The sequence below is a fragment of the Rhodococcus jostii NBRC 16295 genome, from assembly GCF_001894825.1.
GTDB lineage: Bacteria > Actinomycetota > Actinomycetes > Mycobacteriales > Mycobacteriaceae > Rhodococcus_F > Rhodococcus_F jostii.
The window spans coordinates 35,067-54,871 of the sequence record NZ_BCWY01000016.1; the positions used below are offsets into that span (position 1 = coordinate 35,067).

General features: G+C 63.6%; 22 protein-coding genes and 1 pseudogene. 18 read left to right on the top strand and 5 right to left on the bottom strand.

Features of this window, described 5'->3' with window-relative positions; genetic code table 11:
• The first annotated feature begins 601 nt into the window (after positions 1 to 601).
• Positions 602 to 1,362: pseudogene (locus RJ1_RS13000) on the top strand (SDR family NAD(P)-dependent oxidoreductase).
• Positions 1,363 to 1,390: 28 nt separating this feature from the next.
• Here the strand turns inward: RJ1_RS13000 and RJ1_RS13005 are convergent.
• Positions 1,391 to 1,687: a VWA domain-containing protein gene (locus RJ1_RS13005; RefSeq protein ID WP_073360466.1), complete on the bottom strand. Its 297-nt coding sequence runs from the start codon at positions 1,685 to 1,687 to the stop codon at positions 1,391 to 1,393.
• Positions 1,688 to 2,226: 539 nt separating this feature from the next.
• Positions 2,227 to 2,835 carry an alcohol dehydrogenase catalytic domain-containing protein gene (locus tag RJ1_RS13010; protein WP_240319686.1) on the bottom strand — a complete coding sequence of 203 codons (609 nt, stop codon included), beginning with the start codon at positions 2,833 to 2,835 and terminating at the stop codon, positions 2,227 to 2,229.
• Here RJ1_RS13010 and RJ1_RS13015 point away from each other — a divergent pair.
• The 3 genes from RJ1_RS13015 to RJ1_RS13020 all read left to right on the top strand — a co-directional run bounded on the left by RJ1_RS13015 (position 2,834) and on the right by RJ1_RS13020 (position 4,590).
• The gene (locus RJ1_RS13015; protein WP_083400703.1) at positions 2,834 to 3,166 is read left to right on the top strand and encodes a WhiB family transcriptional regulator; all 333 of its coding nucleotides are present in this window, start codon (positions 2,834 to 2,836) and stop codon (positions 3,164 to 3,166) included. The genes RJ1_RS13010 and RJ1_RS13015 overlap by 2 nt on opposite strands.
• Positions 3,167 to 3,220: 54 nt before the next feature.
• Complete coding sequence (locus tag RJ1_RS49275; RefSeq protein ID WP_378379383.1) at positions 3,221 to 3,340, top strand: SHOCT domain-containing protein; 120 nt, start codon at positions 3,221 to 3,223, stop codon at positions 3,338 to 3,340.
• Positions 3,341 to 3,564: 224 nt separating this feature from the next.
• Positions 3,565 to 4,590, top strand: coding sequence for a patatin-like phospholipase family protein (locus RJ1_RS13020; RefSeq protein ID WP_073360468.1), 1,026 nt, complete (start codon positions 3,565 to 3,567; stop codon positions 4,588 to 4,590).
• A gap of 96 nt (positions 4,591 to 4,686) precedes the next feature.
• Here the strand turns inward: RJ1_RS13020 and RJ1_RS13025 are convergent, their stop codons facing one another.
• Positions 4,687 to 5,127 carry a hypothetical protein gene (locus tag RJ1_RS13025; protein WP_073360470.1) on the bottom strand — a complete coding sequence of 147 codons (441 nt, stop codon included), beginning with the start codon at positions 5,125 to 5,127 and terminating at the stop codon, positions 4,687 to 4,689.
• A 196-nt stretch (positions 5,128 to 5,323) separates the two neighbouring features.
• On the opposite strand from RJ1_RS13025, the gene RJ1_RS13030 reads away from it, so the two are divergent.
• Together RJ1_RS13030 and RJ1_RS13035 are read left to right on the top strand one after the other, a co-directional pair.
• Complete coding sequence (locus RJ1_RS13030) at positions 5,324 to 6,340, top strand: hypothetical protein (protein ID WP_073360472.1); 1,017 nt, start codon at positions 5,324 to 5,326, stop codon at positions 6,338 to 6,340.
• Positions 6,330 to 6,884 carry an FtsB/FtsL family cell division protein gene (locus tag RJ1_RS13035; RefSeq protein ID WP_073360474.1) on the top strand — a complete coding sequence of 185 codons (555 nt, stop codon included), beginning with the start codon at positions 6,330 to 6,332 and terminating at the stop codon, positions 6,882 to 6,884. The genes RJ1_RS13030 and RJ1_RS13035 overlap by 11 nt, the downstream gene beginning before the upstream one ends.
• An 81-nt stretch (positions 6,885 to 6,965) precedes the next feature.
• Here the strand turns inward: RJ1_RS13035 and RJ1_RS13040 are convergent, their stop codons facing one another.
• On the bottom strand, positions 6,966 to 7,631 hold the full coding sequence (locus tag RJ1_RS13040) for a GntR family transcriptional regulator (RefSeq protein ID WP_073360476.1): 666 nt from the start codon (positions 7,629 to 7,631) through the stop codon (positions 6,966 to 6,968).
• 260 nt (positions 7,632 to 7,891) lie between these two features.
• On the opposite strand from RJ1_RS13040, the gene RJ1_RS13045 reads away from it, so the two are divergent.
• The 12 genes from RJ1_RS13045 to RJ1_RS13100 all read left to right on the top strand — a co-directional run bounded on the left by RJ1_RS13045 (position 7,892) and on the right by RJ1_RS13100 (position 19,302).
• On the top strand, positions 7,892 to 8,626 hold the full coding sequence (locus RJ1_RS13045) for a carboxymuconolactone decarboxylase family protein (protein ID WP_073360478.1): 735 nt from the start codon (positions 7,892 to 7,894) through the stop codon (positions 8,624 to 8,626).
• A gap of 190 nt (positions 8,627 to 8,816) precedes the next feature.
• Entirely contained in the window at positions 8,817 to 10,172 is a 1,356-nt protein-coding gene (locus RJ1_RS13050) for an MFS transporter (protein ID WP_073360480.1), read from the top strand.
• Positions 10,173 to 10,235: 63 nt separating this feature from the next.
• Positions 10,236 to 11,864, top strand: coding sequence for a class I adenylate-forming enzyme family protein (locus tag RJ1_RS13055; RefSeq protein WP_240319687.1), 1,629 nt, complete (start codon positions 10,236 to 10,238; stop codon positions 11,862 to 11,864).
• On the top strand, positions 11,852 to 12,859 hold the full coding sequence (locus RJ1_RS13060; protein ID WP_073360484.1) for an alcohol dehydrogenase catalytic domain-containing protein: 1,008 nt from the start codon (positions 11,852 to 11,854) through the stop codon (positions 12,857 to 12,859). The genes RJ1_RS13055 and RJ1_RS13060 overlap by 13 nt, the downstream gene beginning before the upstream one ends.
• Entirely contained in the window at positions 12,856 to 13,659 is an 804-nt protein-coding gene (locus RJ1_RS13065) for an HTD2 family dehydratase (protein ID WP_073360486.1), read from the top strand. Before RJ1_RS13060 ends, RJ1_RS13065 begins: the two co-directional genes overlap by 4 nt.
• Before the next feature lie 29 nt (positions 13,660 to 13,688).
• Complete coding sequence (locus tag RJ1_RS13070) at positions 13,689 to 14,612, top strand: SMP-30/gluconolactonase/LRE family protein (protein WP_073360488.1); 924 nt, start codon at positions 13,689 to 13,691, stop codon at positions 14,610 to 14,612.
• A complete protein-coding gene (locus RJ1_RS13075) occupies positions 14,609 to 15,712 on the top strand; it encodes a CaiB/BaiF CoA transferase family protein (RefSeq protein WP_073360490.1) in 1,104 nt (367 codons plus the stop codon). The genes RJ1_RS13070 and RJ1_RS13075 overlap by 4 nt, the downstream gene beginning before the upstream one ends.
• A gap of 10 nt (positions 15,713 to 15,722) precedes the next feature.
• Positions 15,723 to 16,124 (top strand): Zn-ribbon domain-containing OB-fold protein, encoded by a 402-nt coding sequence (locus tag RJ1_RS13080; protein ID WP_073360492.1) that lies wholly within the window; start codon positions 15,723 to 15,725, stop codon positions 16,122 to 16,124.
• Positions 16,121 to 17,278 (top strand): thiolase family protein, encoded by a 1,158-nt coding sequence (locus RJ1_RS13085; protein WP_073360494.1) that lies wholly within the window; start codon positions 16,121 to 16,123, stop codon positions 17,276 to 17,278. The genes RJ1_RS13080 and RJ1_RS13085 overlap by 4 nt, the downstream gene beginning before the upstream one ends.
• Complete coding sequence (locus tag RJ1_RS13090; RefSeq protein ID WP_073360496.1) at positions 17,275 to 17,853, top strand: Rossmann-fold NAD(P)-binding domain-containing protein; 579 nt, start codon at positions 17,275 to 17,277, stop codon at positions 17,851 to 17,853. The genes RJ1_RS13085 and RJ1_RS13090 overlap by 4 nt, the downstream gene beginning before the upstream one ends.
• Complete coding sequence (locus RJ1_RS13095) at positions 17,850 to 18,599, top strand: SDR family NAD(P)-dependent oxidoreductase (RefSeq protein WP_073360498.1); 750 nt, start codon at positions 17,850 to 17,852, stop codon at positions 18,597 to 18,599. The genes RJ1_RS13090 and RJ1_RS13095 overlap by 4 nt, the downstream gene beginning before the upstream one ends.
• Before the next feature lie 31 nt (positions 18,600 to 18,630).
• A complete protein-coding gene (locus RJ1_RS13100) occupies positions 18,631 to 19,302 on the top strand; it encodes an NIPSNAP family protein (protein WP_240319688.1) in 672 nt (223 codons plus the stop codon).
• 332 nt (positions 19,303 to 19,634) lie between these two features.
• Here the strand turns inward: RJ1_RS13100 and RJ1_RS49280 are convergent, their stop codons facing one another.
• Complete coding sequence (locus tag RJ1_RS49280) at positions 19,635 to 19,778, bottom strand: SOS response-associated peptidase family protein (RefSeq protein WP_240319689.1); 144 nt, start codon at positions 19,776 to 19,778, stop codon at positions 19,635 to 19,637.
• Positions 19,779 to 19,805 lie beyond the last annotated feature (27 nt).

Genomic DNA, 19,805 nt, shown 5'->3' on the forward strand with positions numbered 1-19,805 from the left:
TCTCGAGCCGGTGCCCGGGATCGGGGAGGCCCCGCGACGCGTTGCCGGTCGATCCATTGATCGCGATGGCCCCAGCCTCCTTGCGCGCCACCGGCACCGCCTCCGAAGCCGGGTCGGGCGGGAATAGAGTGGGGTGCTGATGTGCAGCCTCGCCACCCAGCGTGCAGATTCACACGTAGGGTCCCAGCGGAGATCGCCAGCACGATGTCGTTGACGTGCTTGGCCAGCAACAGAATTCGTTCGATCCGGGGGCTGCCGCGACCTGACATTCCCCGCCGATCGGTACGTTGAGCAGGGTGTGCGGGGCGGTTAGCGACAGAGCGCCCACTTGCCGCGGGCGGCCCGCTCCAGGGCGTCGATCGCCGCGGGCACCTAAGCTACGGCTGGACGCGAAGCCGAAGGCCTACAAGTCAGCCATCATGCCGCCGCCACGCTGGAAAGCCTCGACCAGCTGCATGAACGGTCAGCTCACACAACCACGCTCACCCCTGTCGGCATGCCGGGATCCAGGTCGAGTCATTGTGAGTCAAGTTCGACCCGCAGCCACTAAAACGGGTTCGCTACGTAGCGCGCCGTATGGGTACGGTGCTCAACCCCCCTCATGACATCAGGACAGAGCGCACTGGTCACCGGCGCGAGCCGCGGACTCGGACGCAGCGCCGCCCTCGCGCTCGCACACCGCGGAGCACGGGTAGTAGTGACCTACCGAGAAGGTGCACAAGGCACCGCCGACACGGTGCGCATGATCCAGAACACCGGGGGCGACGCGCTGGCGATGCCGCTCGACATCAGCGACATCGACTCCTTCGCCGCGTTCGGTGCCGAACTGATAGAGCAGCTCCTCGCACGGTGGAACACCGACAAGCTCGACATCCTGGTCAACAACGCCGGAATAGGGCTCTTCGACCCGTTGACCGAAGTGACCGCAGCCAGCTTCGACGCCGTGGTGAACACCAACTTCCGCGGCACGTTCTTCCTCATCCAGGCACTCGTCCCCACATCCCCGCCGGCGGCCGGATCATCAACGTCTCAACCTCCCTGACACGCCACGCCAGCCCGGGGACATCGGTCTACTCTGCATCGAAGGCAGCCATCGAAGTCCTCACCCGCAGCTTGGCGATCGAACTCGGAGCACGCAGCATCCGCATCAACGCGGTCGCTCCGGGCCCGAGCGCCACTCAATTCAACGGCGGCGCCATGCGCGACGACCCCACACTCCGCAGCACCCTCGCAGCACAGACCGCGCTCGGGCGGGTCGGCAAACCGGTAGAGATCGGCGACGCCATCGCCGCACTCGCCTCAGACGACATGCGGTGGGTCACCGCCGAGCGCATCGAGGTCTCCGGCGGATCCCTCCTCTGAGGCCGCCCTTCCGGCCGAAACACTGCATTCAGCAGTAGCTGCTGCGGCGGTGGCCGGCAATATGCGCCCAGGCCGACCCGCACGGGAGCAGTGCCATGCACGCCCGTCGCCATCCCGGTCGCCTCGTCCACGTCCTCGTAATCCTACTGCTCGCTCTCGTGACCGCTGCCTGCGTACCATCCACCGACCAACCTGCAGGGCCGGCCACGCTGCTGCCGGCATGGGCGTAGACCTCGAGGTTTCCGTCGGAATCGAGCTGGGCCGCCACGGGCACCATCCGCTCGATGATGCGTTTGACCTCACCGGACCTGTATCGCGTGGACATCGATCCTGTGTTGTCCACGACCAGGACGACACAGCCACCCTGAGTTTGGGTTCAATTGGGATCCGTCCCAGGCGATTTGGCAAGACATCGATTCTATCTCGTTCGTCTGGGACTTTCGCGACCACATCTATCACGTGGACTTCAAGGACACGCGGGTGCGGCGCCACAACGGCATGTCCGGAATCGTGGGGTCTCACTTGCCGTGGGGGATCCACGGCGACAGTGGGATTCGTGTCGGTCAGTCATGGCGACATTCCGTCGGAGGATTCGTTTCGGACACTCGATGCCATCGGCTATCGTGGCCCGATCTCGATCGAGTGAGAAGACGCCGGCATGCACCGAATGCAGGGAGCGGCGGAAGCCACTCGGATTGTCCGATCGTTGCTCTTCGCGAAACCGGACATGCGTTTTGACCGATCATTCGAGATACAGCCCCCTGAATCGTCTGGCGCGCACTTAGATTACGTGCGATCTCAAGGGTATTCATAAAGAGCGATTCGTGCTTCCGCAGGCCGCCGTCACCTGCCCGACGGACAAATTCAGGGTTGGCGAAGGTTGATTACGATGGAATGAATGGGACGTCCTTTGATCACCGGTACCGCACCGAGCGATTCGACGATCTCGAGTCGGCCGGCCGACTCCGGCACCCCGATCACGACGATGCGGGCGGCGCCGACGGCTCGGGCCGCAGCTACCGCGGCGATGCCGTGGTAGCCGGGGCCGATGACGACGACGGTGGAGCCTTCCTTGGCGCCGCCGGCGTCGACCGTCCAGTCGAGCGCGTTGGCGAAGGGCTGCGTCCACGCTGCGAGATCCGCGTCGAGATCCGCCGGTAGGCGGTAGACGAGGCTGTTCGCGCTGAGCTGCATGTATTCGGCGTTGCCGCCGTGCAGGCCGGCCCCGTCGTCCGCCGAGACCAGACCCACTCGCCGTTTTCCCGCGAACAAATCGGTGTGTGGGCACATGCGGTAGTCCCCGATGCGGCACGCCGGGCAGGCCTCCCGCAGGCACGGCAGGTATTCCTCCAGCGCGACCCGGTCGCCGGGCCGCACGTCCCACGCGGTCGACTGGGTCTCCTCCACCGAGAGGACGGCTCTGTCACGGCCGCGGACATCTTCACCGCAGAGAAGGTACGACCCGACCAGCATGGACGAAGACCTGTTCGGCCACGAACTCGAATGGCAGCGACACTCCCGATGCCGCAGGATGGGAACCGAACTGTTCTTCCCGCAGGACGGAGAGTCTCCGCACCAGCGATCGAAGCGTGAACGTATACCCAAGGGGCTCTGTGCGTGCTGCGCAGTCGCGGACAGGTGTCGTACCTACGCGTTGGAAAATTCCGAGCCACATGGGATATGGGGCGGTCTGTCTGCCCACGAGCGATGCTTGAGGCTCGGAGCAGCATCGCATCTCGAGGGAATGCGCGCCCCAGCTGCCGTCCGTCAGGTCCGGTACGGCGCCATATCCGGCTTCTGCTGAGAAGGGGCACTGCCCGATCGCGACATCGGTAGTCGTGGGCCCTGGTGCTGAGGCGTGTCGACCGGCGGTCTGACAGATGAGATTGAGCGTCTCGCTGCGCTGCGTGCGCAGGGACTGCTAGACGACGCCGAGTTCACCGCGGCAGAGCAGGCTGAAATCGCACGTCATATATAGGAGGGGCCGGCTGCACTGGCGACCGCGCCGACGGTGTCTGTCGTTCCGTGTAGGCGTGCCGAATACCGGACGATGTGAGTGTCGGCCTCTCCGGTGATTCTGATGGACTTGAAATCTGGACGCTACATAAGCTCTCGAATCCGTCCTTCACTGACGACGAAGCGGCGAAGATAGGAAGGCTTGAATTTTGGCCACTCCGCACAAGCGACCAGGGGACGGATGATGTGACCGCATCAGGGGACAGCAAGGAGGCCGACCTCGTCCTAGCGGGTGGCGGCGTCAAAGGAATCGGGTTGGTCGGCGCCGCCTCAGCGCTCATCGATGCCGGATACACGTTTCATCGCGTGTCCGGTACGTCGGCCGGCGCGGTGGTGGGAGCCATCCTCGCGGCCGCCACAGCCAGCGGGGAACCCGTGACCGGCGAGCAGCTGAAGAAGCTCACCCGTATCGACTATAAAGAGTTTCTCGATCCGGGCGTCCTCGAGAACATCCCGATCGTCGGGCAATCGTGGGCGCTGCTGCGGGGCACCGGACTCTACCGGGGCGATCGTGTTCACCAGTGGATCAAGGACACGCTCGCGGCCCTGGGGATCTCAACCTTCGGCGACCTGCAGATCGACGACGACACCCTGCCGCTGAACCGGCGGTACAGACTGGTGGTCACCGTTACCGACGTGACGACCGGGCAGTTGGTGCGACTGCCCTGGGACTTCGAACGGGTCTACGGCCTCGACCCCAATGCACAGTCCGTAGCCGACGCGGTGCGGGCGTCCATGGCTATCCCGTTTTTCTTCCGCCCTGTCTCGTTGACCAGTGCCGCCGGAATGACCTCGACGCTGGTGGACGGCGGAGTGCTCTCGAACTTCCCGATCGATTCTCTGGATCGGACCGATGGACAGTTGCCGCGATGGCCCACCTTCGGGGTCACCGTCCTGCCCAATCTGCCGGCTGGGAACGATGACGTCATCCCCCATCTCAGACTCCTGCGCCTTCTCGGACCACCGCACCTGTTCGAGAGCGTTCTCAGCACCATGCTCGTGGGCCGCGATCAGGCGTACCTCAACCAGCCGTGGGTGAGTGTCCGCGCAATCAGGGTGGACTCCACCGATGTGGGGGTCCTGGACTTCGACCTTCTCCAGGAGGACATCGAAGCTCTTCACCGGAACGGATACGAAGCGGCGCAAGCTTTCCTGTCCACCTGGAATTGGGAATCCTATGTTCAGAGGTTTCGGCCGATGCCGCCTGGGTAGCTCTCATACCAAGCTCGACCGAGACAAGGACGGGATCGCTGCGACAAGTGATGCGGCGGAACATCGTCGACATCAAGCCATAATCGACTGTGCAGGTCAGACGGGACACAGGGTTTGCCGGGTTCGGTTCCAGAACGGAAACAGCTCAGGGCTCCCGGCGTCCGGGTGTTGCCGTTGCGCCTGCTCGACGAATTCGAGGACCGTCTTTCCGGTGGTGTGGGAGAGTGCGCAGGCGTCCAGACTCAGCTTCGCCGACGCCACGAACCCGATCCGCTCGGCGTACGGGCCCAGGACCCCGGAATCGACGAACGGAGCGAGACCTGTCCCCCACCGATTGAAGGCGGACTGCAGCCCGAAATCACAGGGTTGCCCGAATAATTCACTGCACGTCGTCGGTCCGCCGTGGACCATGACCGCGGAATCGGGCAGCGGGCGCGGCGGCTCGGGCGAGTCCGGTCGCGACGCGACCGACCACACCACCAGCGCCGCGGCGCCGACGACCAGGCACACCAGCACCGTCTTCAGGGCCTGCTTCATCGCTCACTCATCTCGTCACACACCTTCATTGCACCACTCCTGCCCTCCGTCCGTCCTGAAACACCGGTGGACGGCAACGAGAAGGCCAGAACGGGAGTGCCGTCGTAGGTCACCGGCGAGGGGCTGGCGTCCTCAATGAGGTGATCGGACACACCACGGCATCGAATTCGGCGAAGAACTGCCGACAGTTTTGGCGGTGCAGTTCGCGGCGGGCGTCCGCCTCGATCCAAACTCGTCCCTCGGCCAGTGGGTTTGGTCAGTCGATCTCGACGTCGGGGGTGCGCTGTCCTGCGATGACTTCCTCGACCGGGACCAGGGTGTGGCCGTGGTCCGCGCGGTTCGGGTGTTGGAACGAATGGCGGACGGGTCGTTGTTGTTCCCCGCGAGAACTGCCTGGGCCGTGGCCACGCCGGGCTCCCGGAAGCGGCGTGGGGAGGCGCTGACCTGTCAGGGCGCCAACGGTCGGATCGCGGCCTTCACCGCATGGCTGAACGACTACCCGGCCCGCACCCGCCCCAACGATCCGCACGGCCCGGTTCATGTCAACCGCTTCCGGCGAACCCTCGCCTGGCACATCGCCCGCCTGCCCGGTGGCCGCGTCGCGCTCGCGCTGCAGTATGGGCACCTGCGCGCCTCCACGGTCACCGACTGCTACGCCGGACGAGCCCGCGACGGACTACGCCGGATCCTCGACATCGAAACCGCACGAGCCATGGCCGACTATCTCGACTCCGTCGCCGATCGTCTCCACCACGGCGAACACGTCTCCGGGCCCGCTGCCCGCCGCCTGATCAGCGCCGCCACCGGAGCCCAGCTTCGATTCGAGGGCATGTTCCTGACATCCACGCAGGCGCGCGCACTGCTCGCTGTCCCGCAATTCCACGTCTACGACAACCCGGAGGCGTTCCTCACCTGCAACTACGATCCAGCCAAAGCGCTCTGCCACCCGGACCGTACCCACCCACCCGGCCGGTCGACATCCCCGGCGATCGACCGGTGCGATCCGGCCTGCGCGAACATCGCGCGCACCGACATCCACATCGCCGCACTGCGCAGCGAGATCGCCCGGCTCCGCGAGGAAATCGTCGAGCCGGCCACCCCGATGCCGCTGCGTGAACGTCTCGGTCAACGAGCAGCCCACCTGGACAAGCTCGTCGAGCAGCATGAGCGGACCCGCATCACGAACCGCGAGGAGACCGACGTTGACCGATGAGGACGACCGGCGTGCCATCACCGCGGCCATGCAGCGACTGTTCGCGGGAACACCGCTGCGCTCGTCGGGCAAGCTCGACATCGTCAGTCTCGCGCAAGAAGCCGGGGTGAAGCGAATCAAGCTGACCCACAAGCACACCGATCTCAAGGATCTCTTCTACGCGCAGCGGCGAACCCGCGACGGCGTCCCTGACAACGAGGTCAAGCTCCGCGAGCAGATCGCCGCCTTGCAGAAGACCAACCAGTCTCTGCGAGACGAGCGGGACCGCTACCGCCTGACCAGCGAAACGTTCGCTCGCGCGTTGCACGTCCTGACCATCGAGAATGACAACTTCCGCCGCGACGCACGCAACCTACCGCCACACCCATCAAGCGGGCTCCGACCATTCGCGCCTGGTCGAACACCTCCAGCCTGGAACGTCCACAGCGAGGTAAGGAGTAGCCCCCGGATGTCGTTGACGGTTGTTCTGGCCGGGTCGGACATGGCTCGTCCGCCCCATACTCTTCCGGGAACATCACGGTGGCCAGGTCGGAGCGGGAGTTAGCCGACAGGCGATCCCGATTGTCCAGAGTGTCCCGATTTACGCCCCGACAGCAAAATCATCACCGGACGGGAGAATGGACGGCTAACTGGCATCTTCGATTCCTCGGTTACCGAGAAATTCACGTAGCAGGTGACCGGAATGGGAGATTAGGTGGGACATCGATTGCTCTGCGGCGTCCGGATCACGGCGACGTAGCGCGCTCAGGACTTCCCGGCGATGGTCCGATGACGGGTACTGATGATTCGTGGCAAAGAACCGGCTTGGTACGTAGAACAGTGTATTGCTCAGCAGCAGTCTCAGCTTCGGGGAACCCGCGCTCTTGTTGATGATTCGATGAAAGCTGTCGTTGAGATCTTGGACGGTCTCACTGTCTCTCAGCGCAGCCGCCTGATCGATCTCGTCGTGCATCTGTGTCAGATTGTCGAGCTGGTCGTCGGAGAGGTTCGTGGCGGCGCGACGCGCCAGTTGTCCTGCCAGGAACGCTTGAGCGAGGAAGACGTCATCGATGTCTTGATCGCTGAGCGCCAGAACGCGGAAACCTTTCCGGGGCTCGAGACTCAAGAATCCCTGGCCACGTAGCGCCTGCAGGGCCTCTCTGACTGGAGTCGGGCTGACACCGAGATCCTCGGCGAGGTTCTCGGCGCGTACTCGAGATCCCGCGGGGAACTCGCCCGTAAGAATCTGTTCTCGCACATAGGATTCGACCTCGGTTGATAGCTGCGCACGTCCGACAAAGGCCTTGGGCATCTCATGTCCTCTCCATTGTCGGAGGGCGGCGACTGTCCGCGCTCCTGGCCGCAGACGGATCCATTTGGAACCATACCTACGCCTTGGCTACCACTTTCTATAGATAATAGAGTAGTGGTAGGGCCTGATTTAGCCAAGTCCGACTATCCCTGCCTGCCAGGCCAACACTGCGCCACATCCGCAGAAAGCCATCCACCGCCACTCCGCGAGCGCGGCTTGACCTGGGGCAGACACTGCATTCGACCCGAAAGGACCACACGATGACAAGAGCCGAGACCGCCGACGAGGGCCGCGAGACCGGGGTTTCCTCGCGAGTATCGAAGGTATTCGGGTGCGTTACGGCGCAGTGGGAACAATTGATAGCGCTGGATCCTACGTTCGCGGACGCCTTCTCGAGATTTCTCGAGGCCGCTTACGACTCGGACGAGTTGCCCCCGCACATCCGCGAATTACTGCTCTTGGCACACGATGCCTCGGTCACCGTCCGCGACCAGGGTGGCGTCGCACTTCGGATGAGGCGAGCATTGGATGCCGGCGCCTCCCGCCGTGAAGTCCTCGACGTGCTGCTGCTTCTGCCGTTCGTGGCGCTCCATGGCGTGACGGAGGGGCTCCCCCTGGTGTATGACGTCAACTCGTACGAGGTCCCTGCAGCAACCAAGGGCGCGTATTGGCGCCCGTTCGAAGACAAATTTCCGGGCGTGCACGGCATGCTCGCCGAGGAGTTGCCCGGGTTCTTCGACTCCTACCGCCGGCTCGGGCGTGCGGTGTGGGAGCACAGCGAACTCGAACCGAAATGGCGCGAGTTGGCGCTTGCGGTGGCCGACATGTCCACGACTCACCTGTTCTCACAAGGTGCTGCACTTCACGTGGAGAACGCACTGCAGTACGGCGCCACGCGCCGTCAGGCGGCGGCTGCACTGGCTCTGACGGCGGTGTTTGCGAACACAGCTGTCGAACTGGGAGTCGCGGCGCTGGAGTCGACCGAACAGGCATAGTCGCTGGCCACTCCAGTTGCATGACCAATGACGCAACCCGTTTGGCTGATCAATGCTGGTGCCGGTTGCGATGCGAGGTCCGCTCGGCCGTAGCAGTAGTTGTGCGATAGCAGCGACCACGCGCTCTTGACGTGACGCCGATCACCGCATATAAACTCTTTTCTATAGAAAATTCGGAAGAGAGTGTGAAATGGCGAGCAGTACAGTTTCCCGACCCCCGAGTCAACGTCGACTGATCATCGCGGGGATATCCACCTCCACCATCGAGTACTACGACTTCCTGCTGTACGGGACGATGGCAGCGTTGGTGTTCAACAAGGTGTTCTTCCCGTCCTTCAGTTCGGCTGCAGGAACATTGGCCGCGTTCGCAACCTTCGCGTTCGGGTTCATCGCCAGGCCGATCGGCAGCCTGGTCTTCGGGCGCATGGGGGACCGCCTCGGGCGTAAGCGGACCCTGATGGTCTCCCTGTCGTTGATGGGGTTCTCTACACTTGCCATTGGCCTGATGCCCACCTACGAGATGATTGGAATCGCAGCACCGTTGCTGTTGGTGGCGATGCGGTTTCTCCAGGGTCTGTCCTTGGGCGGCGAGTGGGCGGGCGCCTCGCTGGTGTTGATCGAGAATTCGAAGCCCGGGCGCGAGAACTTCATGGCCAGCATGGTTCAGATCGGCTCGCTGGGCCTGATGCTCTCCTCTATGGCCACCACGTTGGCATCGAAGTTCACCGGCGAGCACTTCATCACCTGGGGGTGGCGACTGCCATTCCTGCTGGGCTTCGTGATGTTCCTGTTCACCTTCTGGATCCGCCGCAACATCGAGGACAGCGCCGAGTACACCGAAGCCAAGGGCCAAACATCCCCGGAGGCGCAACTGTCGCTGGCGAAGACGTTGACCTCCTACTGGAAGCCGATCGTGCTCGGGTTCTTCGTCACCGGCGGCGGCGTGGTCGTGTACTTCACGATCACCACATACGGAATCGCTTACGCGACCACGTCTCTGGGATACAACCGCACATCGGTTCTCGATGCGTTGACGCTCGCCGCCCTCGTCTACTCCGTCGCGATTCCAGTCGCGGGGTGGTGCGCGGACCGATGGAGTCCTCGGATTGTGCTCGTCACCGGCTTCGTGTTCGGCGTGCTGCTGTCGTTCCCGTTCTTCTGGCTCCTCGGCCTCGGCGTCATCGGAGTCTTCGTCGGCCTCGCCATGTACCTCGCTTTGTCTCATGCCCTCATTCAGGCACCGCAGGCGGTCGTCTATGGACGTCAGTTCCCGCCGTTGGCTCGCTACACCGGCACCGCTCTGAGCCACGCGCTTCCAACCGCGGTCGTGGGCGGAACCGCGCCAGTGATCGCTCAGGCCCTGTTGAACGCCACCGGCTCCAACCTGGCGCTTTCGATCTACATCTTCATCATGGCGTCGTTGGGCGCCGCGGCGGCCTACCTCTTGACGGCGCAGGACTCCGTGGCCCGGAAGCAGGCAAAGGTGGCTCAGCGCGGCATTGCCGAGAAAACGGTCTCGGGCGACACCCTGGGCGCCAAGCGATGAGGCGGTTGGAAAACAATCCACCGACGGCTATTATCTATAGAAAATAGTATGTGAGGCAGTGTGATGAACGAACCTGTACCGGCCTCTACGACGGACGCTGCATCGACAGTGCCGTTGGCATTCGAGGCCTACGCGACTCAGTCCCCAGACCACCCGATCGTGATCGACGACGTCCGTACGGTCACAGCACGCGAAATGTACGACTACTGCACTCGGCTACAGGCAAACCTTGAACATCTGGGTCTTTCCAAGGGTGACACCGTCGGAATCCTGATGGGAAACAGCTGGAAATGGGTTGCTGCAGTCCTTGCTGTCACCCGCGGGGGAATGATCGCGGTCCCACTCAACACCTGGTACAAGGCCGCCGAACTCCGTTCCGCGAGCGCGAAAGTGCATCTGCGAGCCCTCATTTCGGAACCCGACCTGCACGGCCACGACTACACGGAAATCCTCGCCGAGGCCGACCTGGTCGATCCGGACTCGTCCCGGAGTTATCTCGGGACCTTCTTCTGGGCCGGCCCCGATCTCCCCACAGGGCTCGATCGCACAATCGGGCACCCGGTGCCTCCGGCACACATCACGGAATCCGACACGGCGATGTACGCCTTCACCAGTGGCAGCAGTGCCGAACCGAAGGTTGTCATACTCGAACACGGCGGCCTCGTCCGCAACGGCCACGCGATGGGCGCGCGGATCGGGGTGACCGAGGAAGACCGAATCTGGTTCGCTGCACCGCTGTTCTTCGGCCTCGGCTGCGCAAATGTGATCCATGTGACGCTCACCCACCGCGCCACCCTCTGCCTCCAGCGTAGATTCGAGCCGGCTTCGTCGGCACAGTTCATCGAACGGGTCAAGTGCACCGTGTTCTACGGACTCGGCCCACTCATTCGCGGCCTTGCCAAGCAGCAGCAGACGCAACCCTTCGACCTGTCCAGCTTGACCAAGGGTGTGATCGGTGTGACTGCGGAAGACAAACGTATCGCGATCGATACCCTCGGCCTACGCGGAGCGCGTAGTACGTATGGCCTCACCGAATGCTATGGACTCGCAACGATGACCGAGCCCGGAGACGATGTGGACACTCTCGTCCAGACCCAAGGAACCGCGCTCGACACCCAACAGATCCGGTGCACCGATCTCGAGACAGGCGAACCCATCGAGGTCGGCCATCCGGAGCAGCTCGGGGAAATCGAAGTGCGGGGGATCGTGACCCCCGGCTATCTGAACAACGAGGACGCCAATGCCGCATCGTTCACCGATGACGGATGGTTTCGTACCGGCGACCTCGGCTGGCTTGACAGCGATAGGCATCTGCACTTCGCCGGACGCCTCAAGGAAGTGGTCAAGGTCAACGGGATCACGATATCGCCCGCTGAAGTCGAGGATTTCGTCGCTCGTCACCCGGACGTGGAGGACGCGTTTGCGTTCGGCTGGACAAGTGTGTCCGGTGACGAACAATTGTGCTGCGCGATCGTACTCGCGGCGCCACAAGACGCAGACGAGGAGCAGTTGTCGGATGCGCTGAGGCAGTGGCTCCGACAGCGCATCTCCTCGTACAAGGTCCCGTCGCGGTTCGTGTTCCTCGACGCAGACAAAGTGCCGACCACCCCCACCGGCAAAGTCAGCAAGCGCTTGATCGGTGAGCAGTTCGTCGATCCTCAGATCCAGGGGGCCAAGTCATGCGCCAAGTAGCCACACCGGAGTACGGCGGACCCGAGGTACTCGAGCTCAGTGAGACCGACCGCCCGTCACCCCGCGGCACCCAGGTTCTCGTCGCGGTCGAAGCCGTCGGAGTTTGCGGACACGACATCGCCGACCGCGCGGGTTTGACCAAGATTTCACTACCTCACGTGTTGGGCCATGAAGTGGCGGGACGTGTCGTCGAAATCGGGGAATCGGTCACACACGTCGAGCCAGGCGATCGGGTCGCGTGTAAACAGCACCACACATGTGGATGGTGTGGTCCGTGCCGAACCGGACGCGAACTCGACTGCACCGGCAAGACATTCGTCTACGGGGGCTACGCAGAATTCATTCTGCTAGAACAGGACGCCCTCGCTCAGGTCCCCGACAACATACCGGCACAGGCAGCCGCCATAGCCGCGTGCGCTGTCGGCAGCTGCGTCCAAGCCCTGCGCGGTGCAGCACACCTTCGCAGCGGCGAAACGGTCCTCGTGACCGGCGCAGGGGGAGGACTGGGTATCCATGCCCTGCAGGTCGCAGCGTCGATGGGCGCCCGTGTCATCGCGCTGACATCCTCGGCATCGAAGTCCGACGCCCTCCGCGCGTACGGAGCACACGATGTCGTCATCACCACCGAGAACCCCAACACCCACATCGCGGACCTCACCCACGGACGCGGCGTCGACGTCGTGCTCGACAACGTCGGCTTGCCGACGGTGTTCGACACCGGTTTCAAAGGACTCGCCCAGCGCGGTCGCTACGTGTTTACGGGCCAACTCGAACGCCAAAAGATCAGCGTCTATCCCGCCTTCGTGTTCTTCAAGGAAGCGGTGATCACCGGTTCCGCATCGACATCGACGGACTCGTTCCTACGGTCACTGGAACTGCTCGACTCCGGCCAGGTGCGGGCAGTCACGACCGACTACACCCTCGACGACGTCGTTGGTGCTCACCGCGCCGTCGAGAAGTCTTCGGTTGTCGGACGCGCGGTGCTGGTTCCATGACCACAGTCACCTCCCTCCCACGCACGGACCGAACCGAGACACTCGGTGCAGCCCCGGCCCGGGAGTTCGTCGCGCTTTTCGGACTGGATGTGAACTACCCCACGGACGGAACTCCGGTGCCGCTGATGGGACACTGGATGTACTTTCACGAGCACCCGTCCCCGACCCAGCTGGACGCTGCCGGACTTCCGACTCAATCGGACATCCTTCCACGGCCGGAGCAGGGAACCAGGCGCCTTCTCGGGGGCGGCTCGATCGAATTCCACCATGACTTGCTTCTGGGCGCGCGGGCCGTACGGACTTCGCAAGCGACTGGGACGAAACAAGTTCGGGGACGCAGCGGCACGTTCACCATCACCACACTTGAGCACCTGATCTCTCAGAAGGGGCGAGTCTGTCTCCGTGAGCAGCAGGACGTCATCGACCACTACGGGCCACACACCGCGGCGACGCCTCAACCAGCTGCCCCTGCGGCGTCCGGCGTCACGCTCCCCATTGACGCGACGACGCTGTTCCGATTCTCCGCACTCATGCGTGCATCCCACCGGATTCACTGGGACGAGAACTACGCACGAACGGTGGAAGGTTACTCCGGTCTGGTGGTGCCCGGCCCCTTCCAACTGATCGCCGCAACCCGCCGGATCCGAACGCTCCGGCAAAAACCCATACGGCATGTGACGTTCCGGTACACCTCACCTCTGACTATCGACCAAGGCATGGTCCTGTCGTGCACGGACAGAACAGCTCTGGTCACCGATTCGACAGACCGTGTGACCAGCCGGATCGAGATCCTCGACTGACATCACCAATACCACGACAAGGAACACCAGTGACGAATCAAGCACAGACCGAGCGAAAACTGGTCTTACCCGATGGCGCCCGTCTCGTGGCCTCAGGTCTCGGCTTCACCGAGGGACCCGCACTGCTGCCTTCCGGTGAGGTGGGCGTCGTCAGCCTCAACCGCGGAATCGTCTACGGCGTCGATCTCACCGCCGAGAGCCCCACACGAACGATCGCAGAAACCGGTGGCGGACCGAACTGCTTGGCGGTGGGCATCCAGGGCGAGATCTGGGTAACCCAGAACGGCGGGACGGCGATGCCGTCGAAGTCCGCAATCTCTGCCGCACCCTCGATTCAGCAGATCGTCGACGGCACGGTGACAACCGTCCACGAAGGCAACGTATCCTCGCCGAGCGACTGCATCGTCGACGATGCAGGACGGGTCTGGTTCACCGACCCCTGCGGGCACTCCGACGACGGAGGTGAAGGGCGAGGAGCTCTACGTATTCTCGACCCCAGCACAAACACGGTGACGACCGCACTCGACGGACTCCGCTTCCCGAACGGTCTCTGCCTCGGAACCGACCACACGCAGATCTATGTCGCCGAAACGCTGCGGGGCGTCGTGCGCCGCTACCACGTCGACGGAGCGCGATGCGAGTGGGACGGCTGGGAAGCCGCCGTCCCCGGCGGGACCCCGGATGGAATCGCCCTCGACAGCCAGGGATGGCTGTGGGTGGCGGGTGGATCCGGAGACAATGTCGTCGCGCTCGATGCCGATGGCCGAGTCGTCCGTGAATTGAGTTTCGGTACAGGGGTTCTCGTCACGAGCATCTGCTTCGCGGGAGGGGACCTCGCAACCCTCGTCGTCACGGTTGCCAAGGGCGGGTCGGTCGTTGCGATGCCTGCCGTCCATCCCGGGCTACCGCTTCTTCCGGCCCGTTCGGACGTGGCCGTAGGAGGTAACCAGTGAGCGTTCGTCCCTACGAGGGAATCCGCGTCCTCGAGTTCGCCGGACTGGGGGCGGCACCGTTCGCGTGCAGTCTCCTCGCCGACGCCGGTGCCGAAGTGATCCGCATCGAACGGCCGGGCAGCGCCGCCACACGGCCCTCGTTCACGCTGCGCGGTCGCACAACGGTCGAAGCCGATCTCAAGAGCGAAGAGGACCGAGCATTCGTCTACGAGCTCGCGGCGTCCGCCGATGTTCTGGTCGACGGATTTCGTCCCGGCGTGATGGAGCGGCTGGGTTTCGGACCGGACAAGCTGACGGTCGCCAACACGGCACTCGTCTATGCCCGCATGACCGGATGGGGTCAGACCGGTCCAGCCGCACACGAGCCCGGCCACGACCTGAGCTACCTGGCCATGGTCGGGGCGGCCCGTTCGATCGCGCGCGAGGGGCACGACCCCGTCCCGCCACTGAACATGGTCGCCGACTACGGCGGAGGACTGATGCTCGCCTACGGTATCGGCCTCGCATTGTTCGAGCGGACTCGTTCCGGGACCGGCCAGGTCATCGACGCTGCGATGACGGATGCAGCGCTTCTGCTGATGTCCGGGCTCTGGCAGCGCAAGGCTGACGGGCAATGGTCCGACGTACCGGGCACCAACGACATGGATTCCGGTGCTCCGCACTACAACAGCTACCGAACAAGCGACAGACACTACATGGCCGTCGCTGGAGCTGAACCGAAGTTCTACGCCAACATGACTCGGATACTGGGTCTCGAGGACGCGCTCGACGGCGCCCGTGAAGACCGGACGAAGTGGCCCGCCGCGAAACAGAAGATCGCGCAAGCCTTTGCCACGAGAACCCGGGCCGAATGGACCGAACTGTTCGCCGGAGCCGAAGCCTGTGTGGCACCGGTCAATGCTGTCGACGAAGTCGCCTCTGATCCGCACGTTCGCGCCCGATCGATGTTGGTCGAGAGAGACGGCGCCGTGTTCCCGGCTGCCGCGCCGCGCATGAGCAGGACCGGTCCCGAACTCAGCGACACCGGAGCACGACGCATCGATCTCGCCACCGCTGCACACAACTGGTGCACGCCAGCCATCCCCACCTCGACACACTGAAGGAGGTCACATGAGCACCGACACGCTCGACCTGCCCCCACTGAGGGACGACTTGTTCACCACCGAGCCATTCGCACTGATCGGTTCAGCGTGTCCGCAAGGACACGTCTCGTTTCCTGCTCGGGAGTTCTGCCCCCGCTGCTACACCGACGATGTTCACACGGTGGAGCTACCGCACGACGGCACCCTGGAGAGCTTCACGACCGTCCACCAGGCACCCCCGGGATTCACCGTGCCCTATCAGCTGGGATTCGTGCGGTTGGACGGACCGGTGGTGCTCCTCTCGCGCCTGCAATTCCCGCCTGGACTCAGTCCACAGATCGGGCAACAGGTCCAGCTGGCGGCCGACGAGACAACGATCGACGGGCAGCCCCATCTGAGCTTCGCCTTCGTCCCCAAGGAGCAGTCATGAATGCGAACGCCGTACACGCAGTCGGCGTCGGGATGGTTCGATTCGGCAAGTACCCGGCAGAGGTGACCCTCGAGAAAATGGCTGTCGAGGCCGCCCGTTCGGCTCTGTCCGAGGCCGGATCCCTCGCCCACGACGTCGATGCGCTCTACCTGGGAACCGTCCTCGGAGGCTCGGTTGCCGGACAACGCGTAGCGGCTCACCTCGGGCTCGCCGGCCAGCCTGTCACCAACCTCGAGAACGCGTGCTCGAGCGGAGCCACCGCGCTACGCGTCGCGTCGATGGCTGTCGCCGCCGGCCAGCACGACCTCGTGCTCGTCATCGGCGCCGAGAAGATGACCGACCGAATCAAGGGCGGAATCCTCGCCGACCGCACAGACCTGGATGCGGCGATGGGCATGATCATGGCAGCCAACCACGCCATGAGCGCCCGCCGGTACATACACGATCACGGAGCTACCCGCGCGCAGATCGCGAGCATCGCCGTCAAGAACCACGCACACTCGGTACACAATCCCTACGCCCAGTACCAGCACGCGGTGTCTCTGAAGCAGGTCCTCGAAGCACGGACCATCGCTGATCCACTCGGACTATTGGACTGCAGTCCGATCAGCGACGGCGCCGCCGCGATCGTCATCGCGAACCAAGCCGGCCTGACACGGCTCGGACTCCGCGCGGGAGACAACCCGAAGATCCTCGGGTGTGGCCTCGTCAGTGGCACAGTGCACGACGGCGAACGCTCGATCAACGAAGAGGACATCTCCCGCCGTGGCGGACAAGCCGCATGGGAACTGACCGGGATCGGTCCGGACGACATCGACTTCGTGGAGATGCACGACTGCTTCACCATCGCCGAGATCGTCCGAATGGAAGGTCTCGGTCTCATTCCCCGTGGAGAGGGAGGACGATGGGCAGAGCAAGGACACACCGCCCTGGGCGGCAAACTCCCCGTGAACCCGTCCGGTGGCCTGCTTTCGCGAGGACACCCTGTCGGTGCGACCGGAGTGGCCCAAGCCTGTGAGCTCACGTGGCAGCTTCGCGGTCAGGCCGGGGCCAGACAAGTCGAGGGCGCGCGTACTGCCCTTGCCTATTGCAAGGGCGGAACAGTCGCCGGCACCGACGGCGCCTCTGTGACGACGCTGGTGATGCAGGCATGACCAACACCACCCGTTCGACGCGTCCCGCCACCGCCCTCGTCGGGCTCGAAGGCGAACACCCAGCTGCCCTGGCAACCCGTTTGGGGTTGGAAGCCGGTTCACTTGCCAACGTCGCCGACATCGATGCGCGTCACCAAACTGTCATCCTCGTTCGGCCTCCGGCGCCGCAACCCTTCTCCTCGACAAATGACCACGACCTCGAGGCCGTCGAGGCTACGTTCTTCGCCTTCGTCCACGCACTCCAACGCGCAACAATCGCTGTCCGGGAAAATAGAGAAGGCGAGTCCCACCACAGCATCGCAATCCTGATCCCTTCAGACGCAGCACTGGGGACTCGGGACTCGGTGTTGCCGAGCATGCTCGTGGGAGCCGTCCTGTCCTTCACACGCACCATGGCCATCGAGCTGAAGAAGGATGCCATCACCGCAAACAGCGTTCTGTACGGCAACCTCGACGACGACGCAGAGGCATCCACGATCAGCACCCTGCTCGAGACGTATCGGACTGCAACCACCCTGACAGGGCAGGAAACCTACACCTCCTCCGGCCCGAACCTCGGAAGGATCAAGCCGTGAGCACCGCGCACAACAGAGTCGCCCTCGTCACCGGTGCGGGGAGCGGCATCGGACGAGCAATCGTCGAACGACTGGCCGACGACGGCGCCACGGTTCTCATCACCGACCTGCCCCACGTCATCGACAGTCTCGACGATAAGACAGCACTTCCGCCCGGCGTGGAGACGCACGCTCTCGATGTCCAGGACGCCAGTTCGCGTGCGGCGGTGATCGACACCATCACCGGACGACACGGCAAGCTTGACATCCTCGTCAATTGCGCCGGTGTGGGTCGTGATGCTCGCCTGACGAACATCAAGGATGAGGATCTCGCGTTCACCTTGAACATCAATCTCCTCAGTGCATTCTCTCTGATTCGTAGGGCACTGCCGCTGATGCAGGCTGCTCGCGGCGGCGCGATCGTCAACATTGCGTCTCGGGCGTGGCTGGGCATCTTTGGTTCCGGTGCATACTCGGCGTCGAAGGGTGGCTTGATCGGCGCAACCCGGTCATTGGCACTCGAAGTGGGAGAGCTTGGGATCACGGCGAATTGCATTGCCCCGGGTTATATTGCGACGCCTCTGTCTGCAACGCTCCCGCAGGAGGTGCTCGACAAGACGCTGCGCTCGATCCCCGTACAGCGGGGAGGTGTTCCGGAGGATATTGCCGCTACGGTGCGGTACCTCGCACTCGAAGGTTCGTACATGACGGGTCAGGTTCTGACGGTCTGCGGCGGCAGATCCATCGGCGATCCCACCTCCCGCTGAGCACGGAACAGAACCACAAGGAAAGGCAGAAGTGAATCCACAACAGCCCGAGGCGATAACAGGCGAGGACCAGCCAGCCGATGTCACAGCAATCCGTTATGAGTGGACCACTCTGCAATTCGCTCTGGTGGATCAGACCGAAGTAGCGAAACAGGCTGACGCCTGGGCTTTGAGCGCGGCCGACGGCGGAGAATATCTCGGGGGGTGGTCGGCAGAGAACGGCAAACTGGGACAGATCTGGGTTCTGCGGCGTTTCGACAGGATCGATACGCTGTTGGCCGCTCGCGAGCAGCAACGCCTCCACGGCCACCCTCTTTCACAGGTTTCGTCGGTCCGGTCGCTCTCCGTCGAGACATTCGCCGCCTTCCCATTCGTACCGACCGTGACCGCCGGATCTCACGGTCCCGCCTACGAGATCCGCGACTATCGTCTCGTCCCGGGTGGGTTGCCGGCGACCATCACCGGGTGGCGAACAGCGTTGCCACGTAGGCACTCCATCGATCCCATCGCGGTCGTGATGTACGCACTCGACGGCGTTGACCGGATCATCCATATCTGGCCCTTCGACTCTCCGAATGAGCGTTTGGCAAAACGCAAGCAAGCGTACGAGGAGAAGGCCTGGCCGCCGCCTGGAGCACCCGAGGTGATCGCTGACGCAGATTCGACGATGGCATGGCCGTTGCCGCAATCACCGCTTCAGTAGCGAATGGCAGGAGCCCGCGGCGGCTCATGCCATTCGCACGGGCGACCCAAGGGGAAGGCTGCGGATTGCACATCATCAAAACTCTGCCCCGACCGCATTCTCGCGACCAGCGTGGCCCTGACGTTGATCGCGACTGTTGTGCCGCGACCTACCCCCTCATAGCGGCATCCCAACCAGAGCGAGGTCATGCCGAATCTTACGACCACTTCGGCACTGCTTGCGAAATGCTGCCGCCCGAGCCTCGTCGGGGACGTCGGGGTTGCGCCAGAAGTCGAAGATGCCGGCCAGAGGCAGAATGTCGCCCTCGGCCGGATGGATGAAGTACGGCGGTTTCAGCGGTTTCCCGGACACTTGCCGACCTCGTCGGTCGGGAACCACTCGTAGAACCCGGAAACCGGCACAATCCCGCGCCGCGACTTGAAACACTGCCTGTACGCAGTCTTTTCGAGCACGGTCTCGGCGCGGGCGTTGATCATGCGGGAGCCGACCTTCGGACTTTTAGA

Coding starts and splice junctions, on each gene's coding strand:
- RJ1_RS13005 (WP_073360466.1), bottom strand. CDS start 1,687: ATGTCCACGCGATACAGGTCCGGTGAGGTCAAACGCATCATCGAGCGG.
- RJ1_RS13015 (WP_083400703.1), top strand. CDS start 2,834: ATGGACGAAGACCTGTTCGGCCACGAACTCGAATGGCAGCGACACTCC.
- RJ1_RS13010 (WP_240319686.1), bottom strand. CDS start 2,835: ATGCTGGTCGGGTCGTACCTTCTCTGCGGTGAAGATGTCCGCGGCCGT.
- RJ1_RS13025 (WP_073360470.1), bottom strand. CDS start 5,127: ATGAAGCAGGCCCTGAAGACGGTGCTGGTGTGCCTGGTCGTCGGCGCC.
- RJ1_RS13040 (WP_073360476.1), bottom strand. CDS start 7,631: ATGCCCAAGGCCTTTGTCGGACGTGCGCAGCTATCAACCGAGGTCGAA.
- RJ1_RS13045 (WP_073360478.1), top strand. CDS start 7,892: ATGACAAGAGCCGAGACCGCCGACGAGGGCCGCGAGACCGGGGTTTCC.
- RJ1_RS13050 (WP_073360480.1), top strand. CDS start 8,817: ATGGCGAGCAGTACAGTTTCCCGACCCCCGAGTCAACGTCGACTGATC.
- RJ1_RS13055 (WP_240319687.1), top strand. CDS start 10,236: ATGAACGAACCTGTACCGGCCTCTACGACGGACGCTGCATCGACAGTG.
- RJ1_RS13060 (WP_073360484.1), top strand. CDS start 11,852: ATGCGCCAAGTAGCCACACCGGAGTACGGCGGACCCGAGGTACTCGAG.
- RJ1_RS13065 (WP_073360486.1), top strand. CDS start 12,856: ATGACCACAGTCACCTCCCTCCCACGCACGGACCGAACCGAGACACTC.
- RJ1_RS13080 (WP_073360492.1), top strand. CDS start 15,723: ATGAGCACCGACACGCTCGACCTGCCCCCACTGAGGGACGACTTGTTC.
- RJ1_RS13085 (WP_073360494.1), top strand. CDS start 16,121: ATGAATGCGAACGCCGTACACGCAGTCGGCGTCGGGATGGTTCGATTC.
- RJ1_RS13090 (WP_073360496.1), top strand. CDS start 17,275: ATGACCAACACCACCCGTTCGACGCGTCCCGCCACCGCCCTCGTCGGG.
- RJ1_RS49280 (WP_240319689.1), bottom strand. CDS start 19,778: ATGATCAACGCCCGCGCCGAGACCGTGCTCGAAAAGACTGCGTACAGG.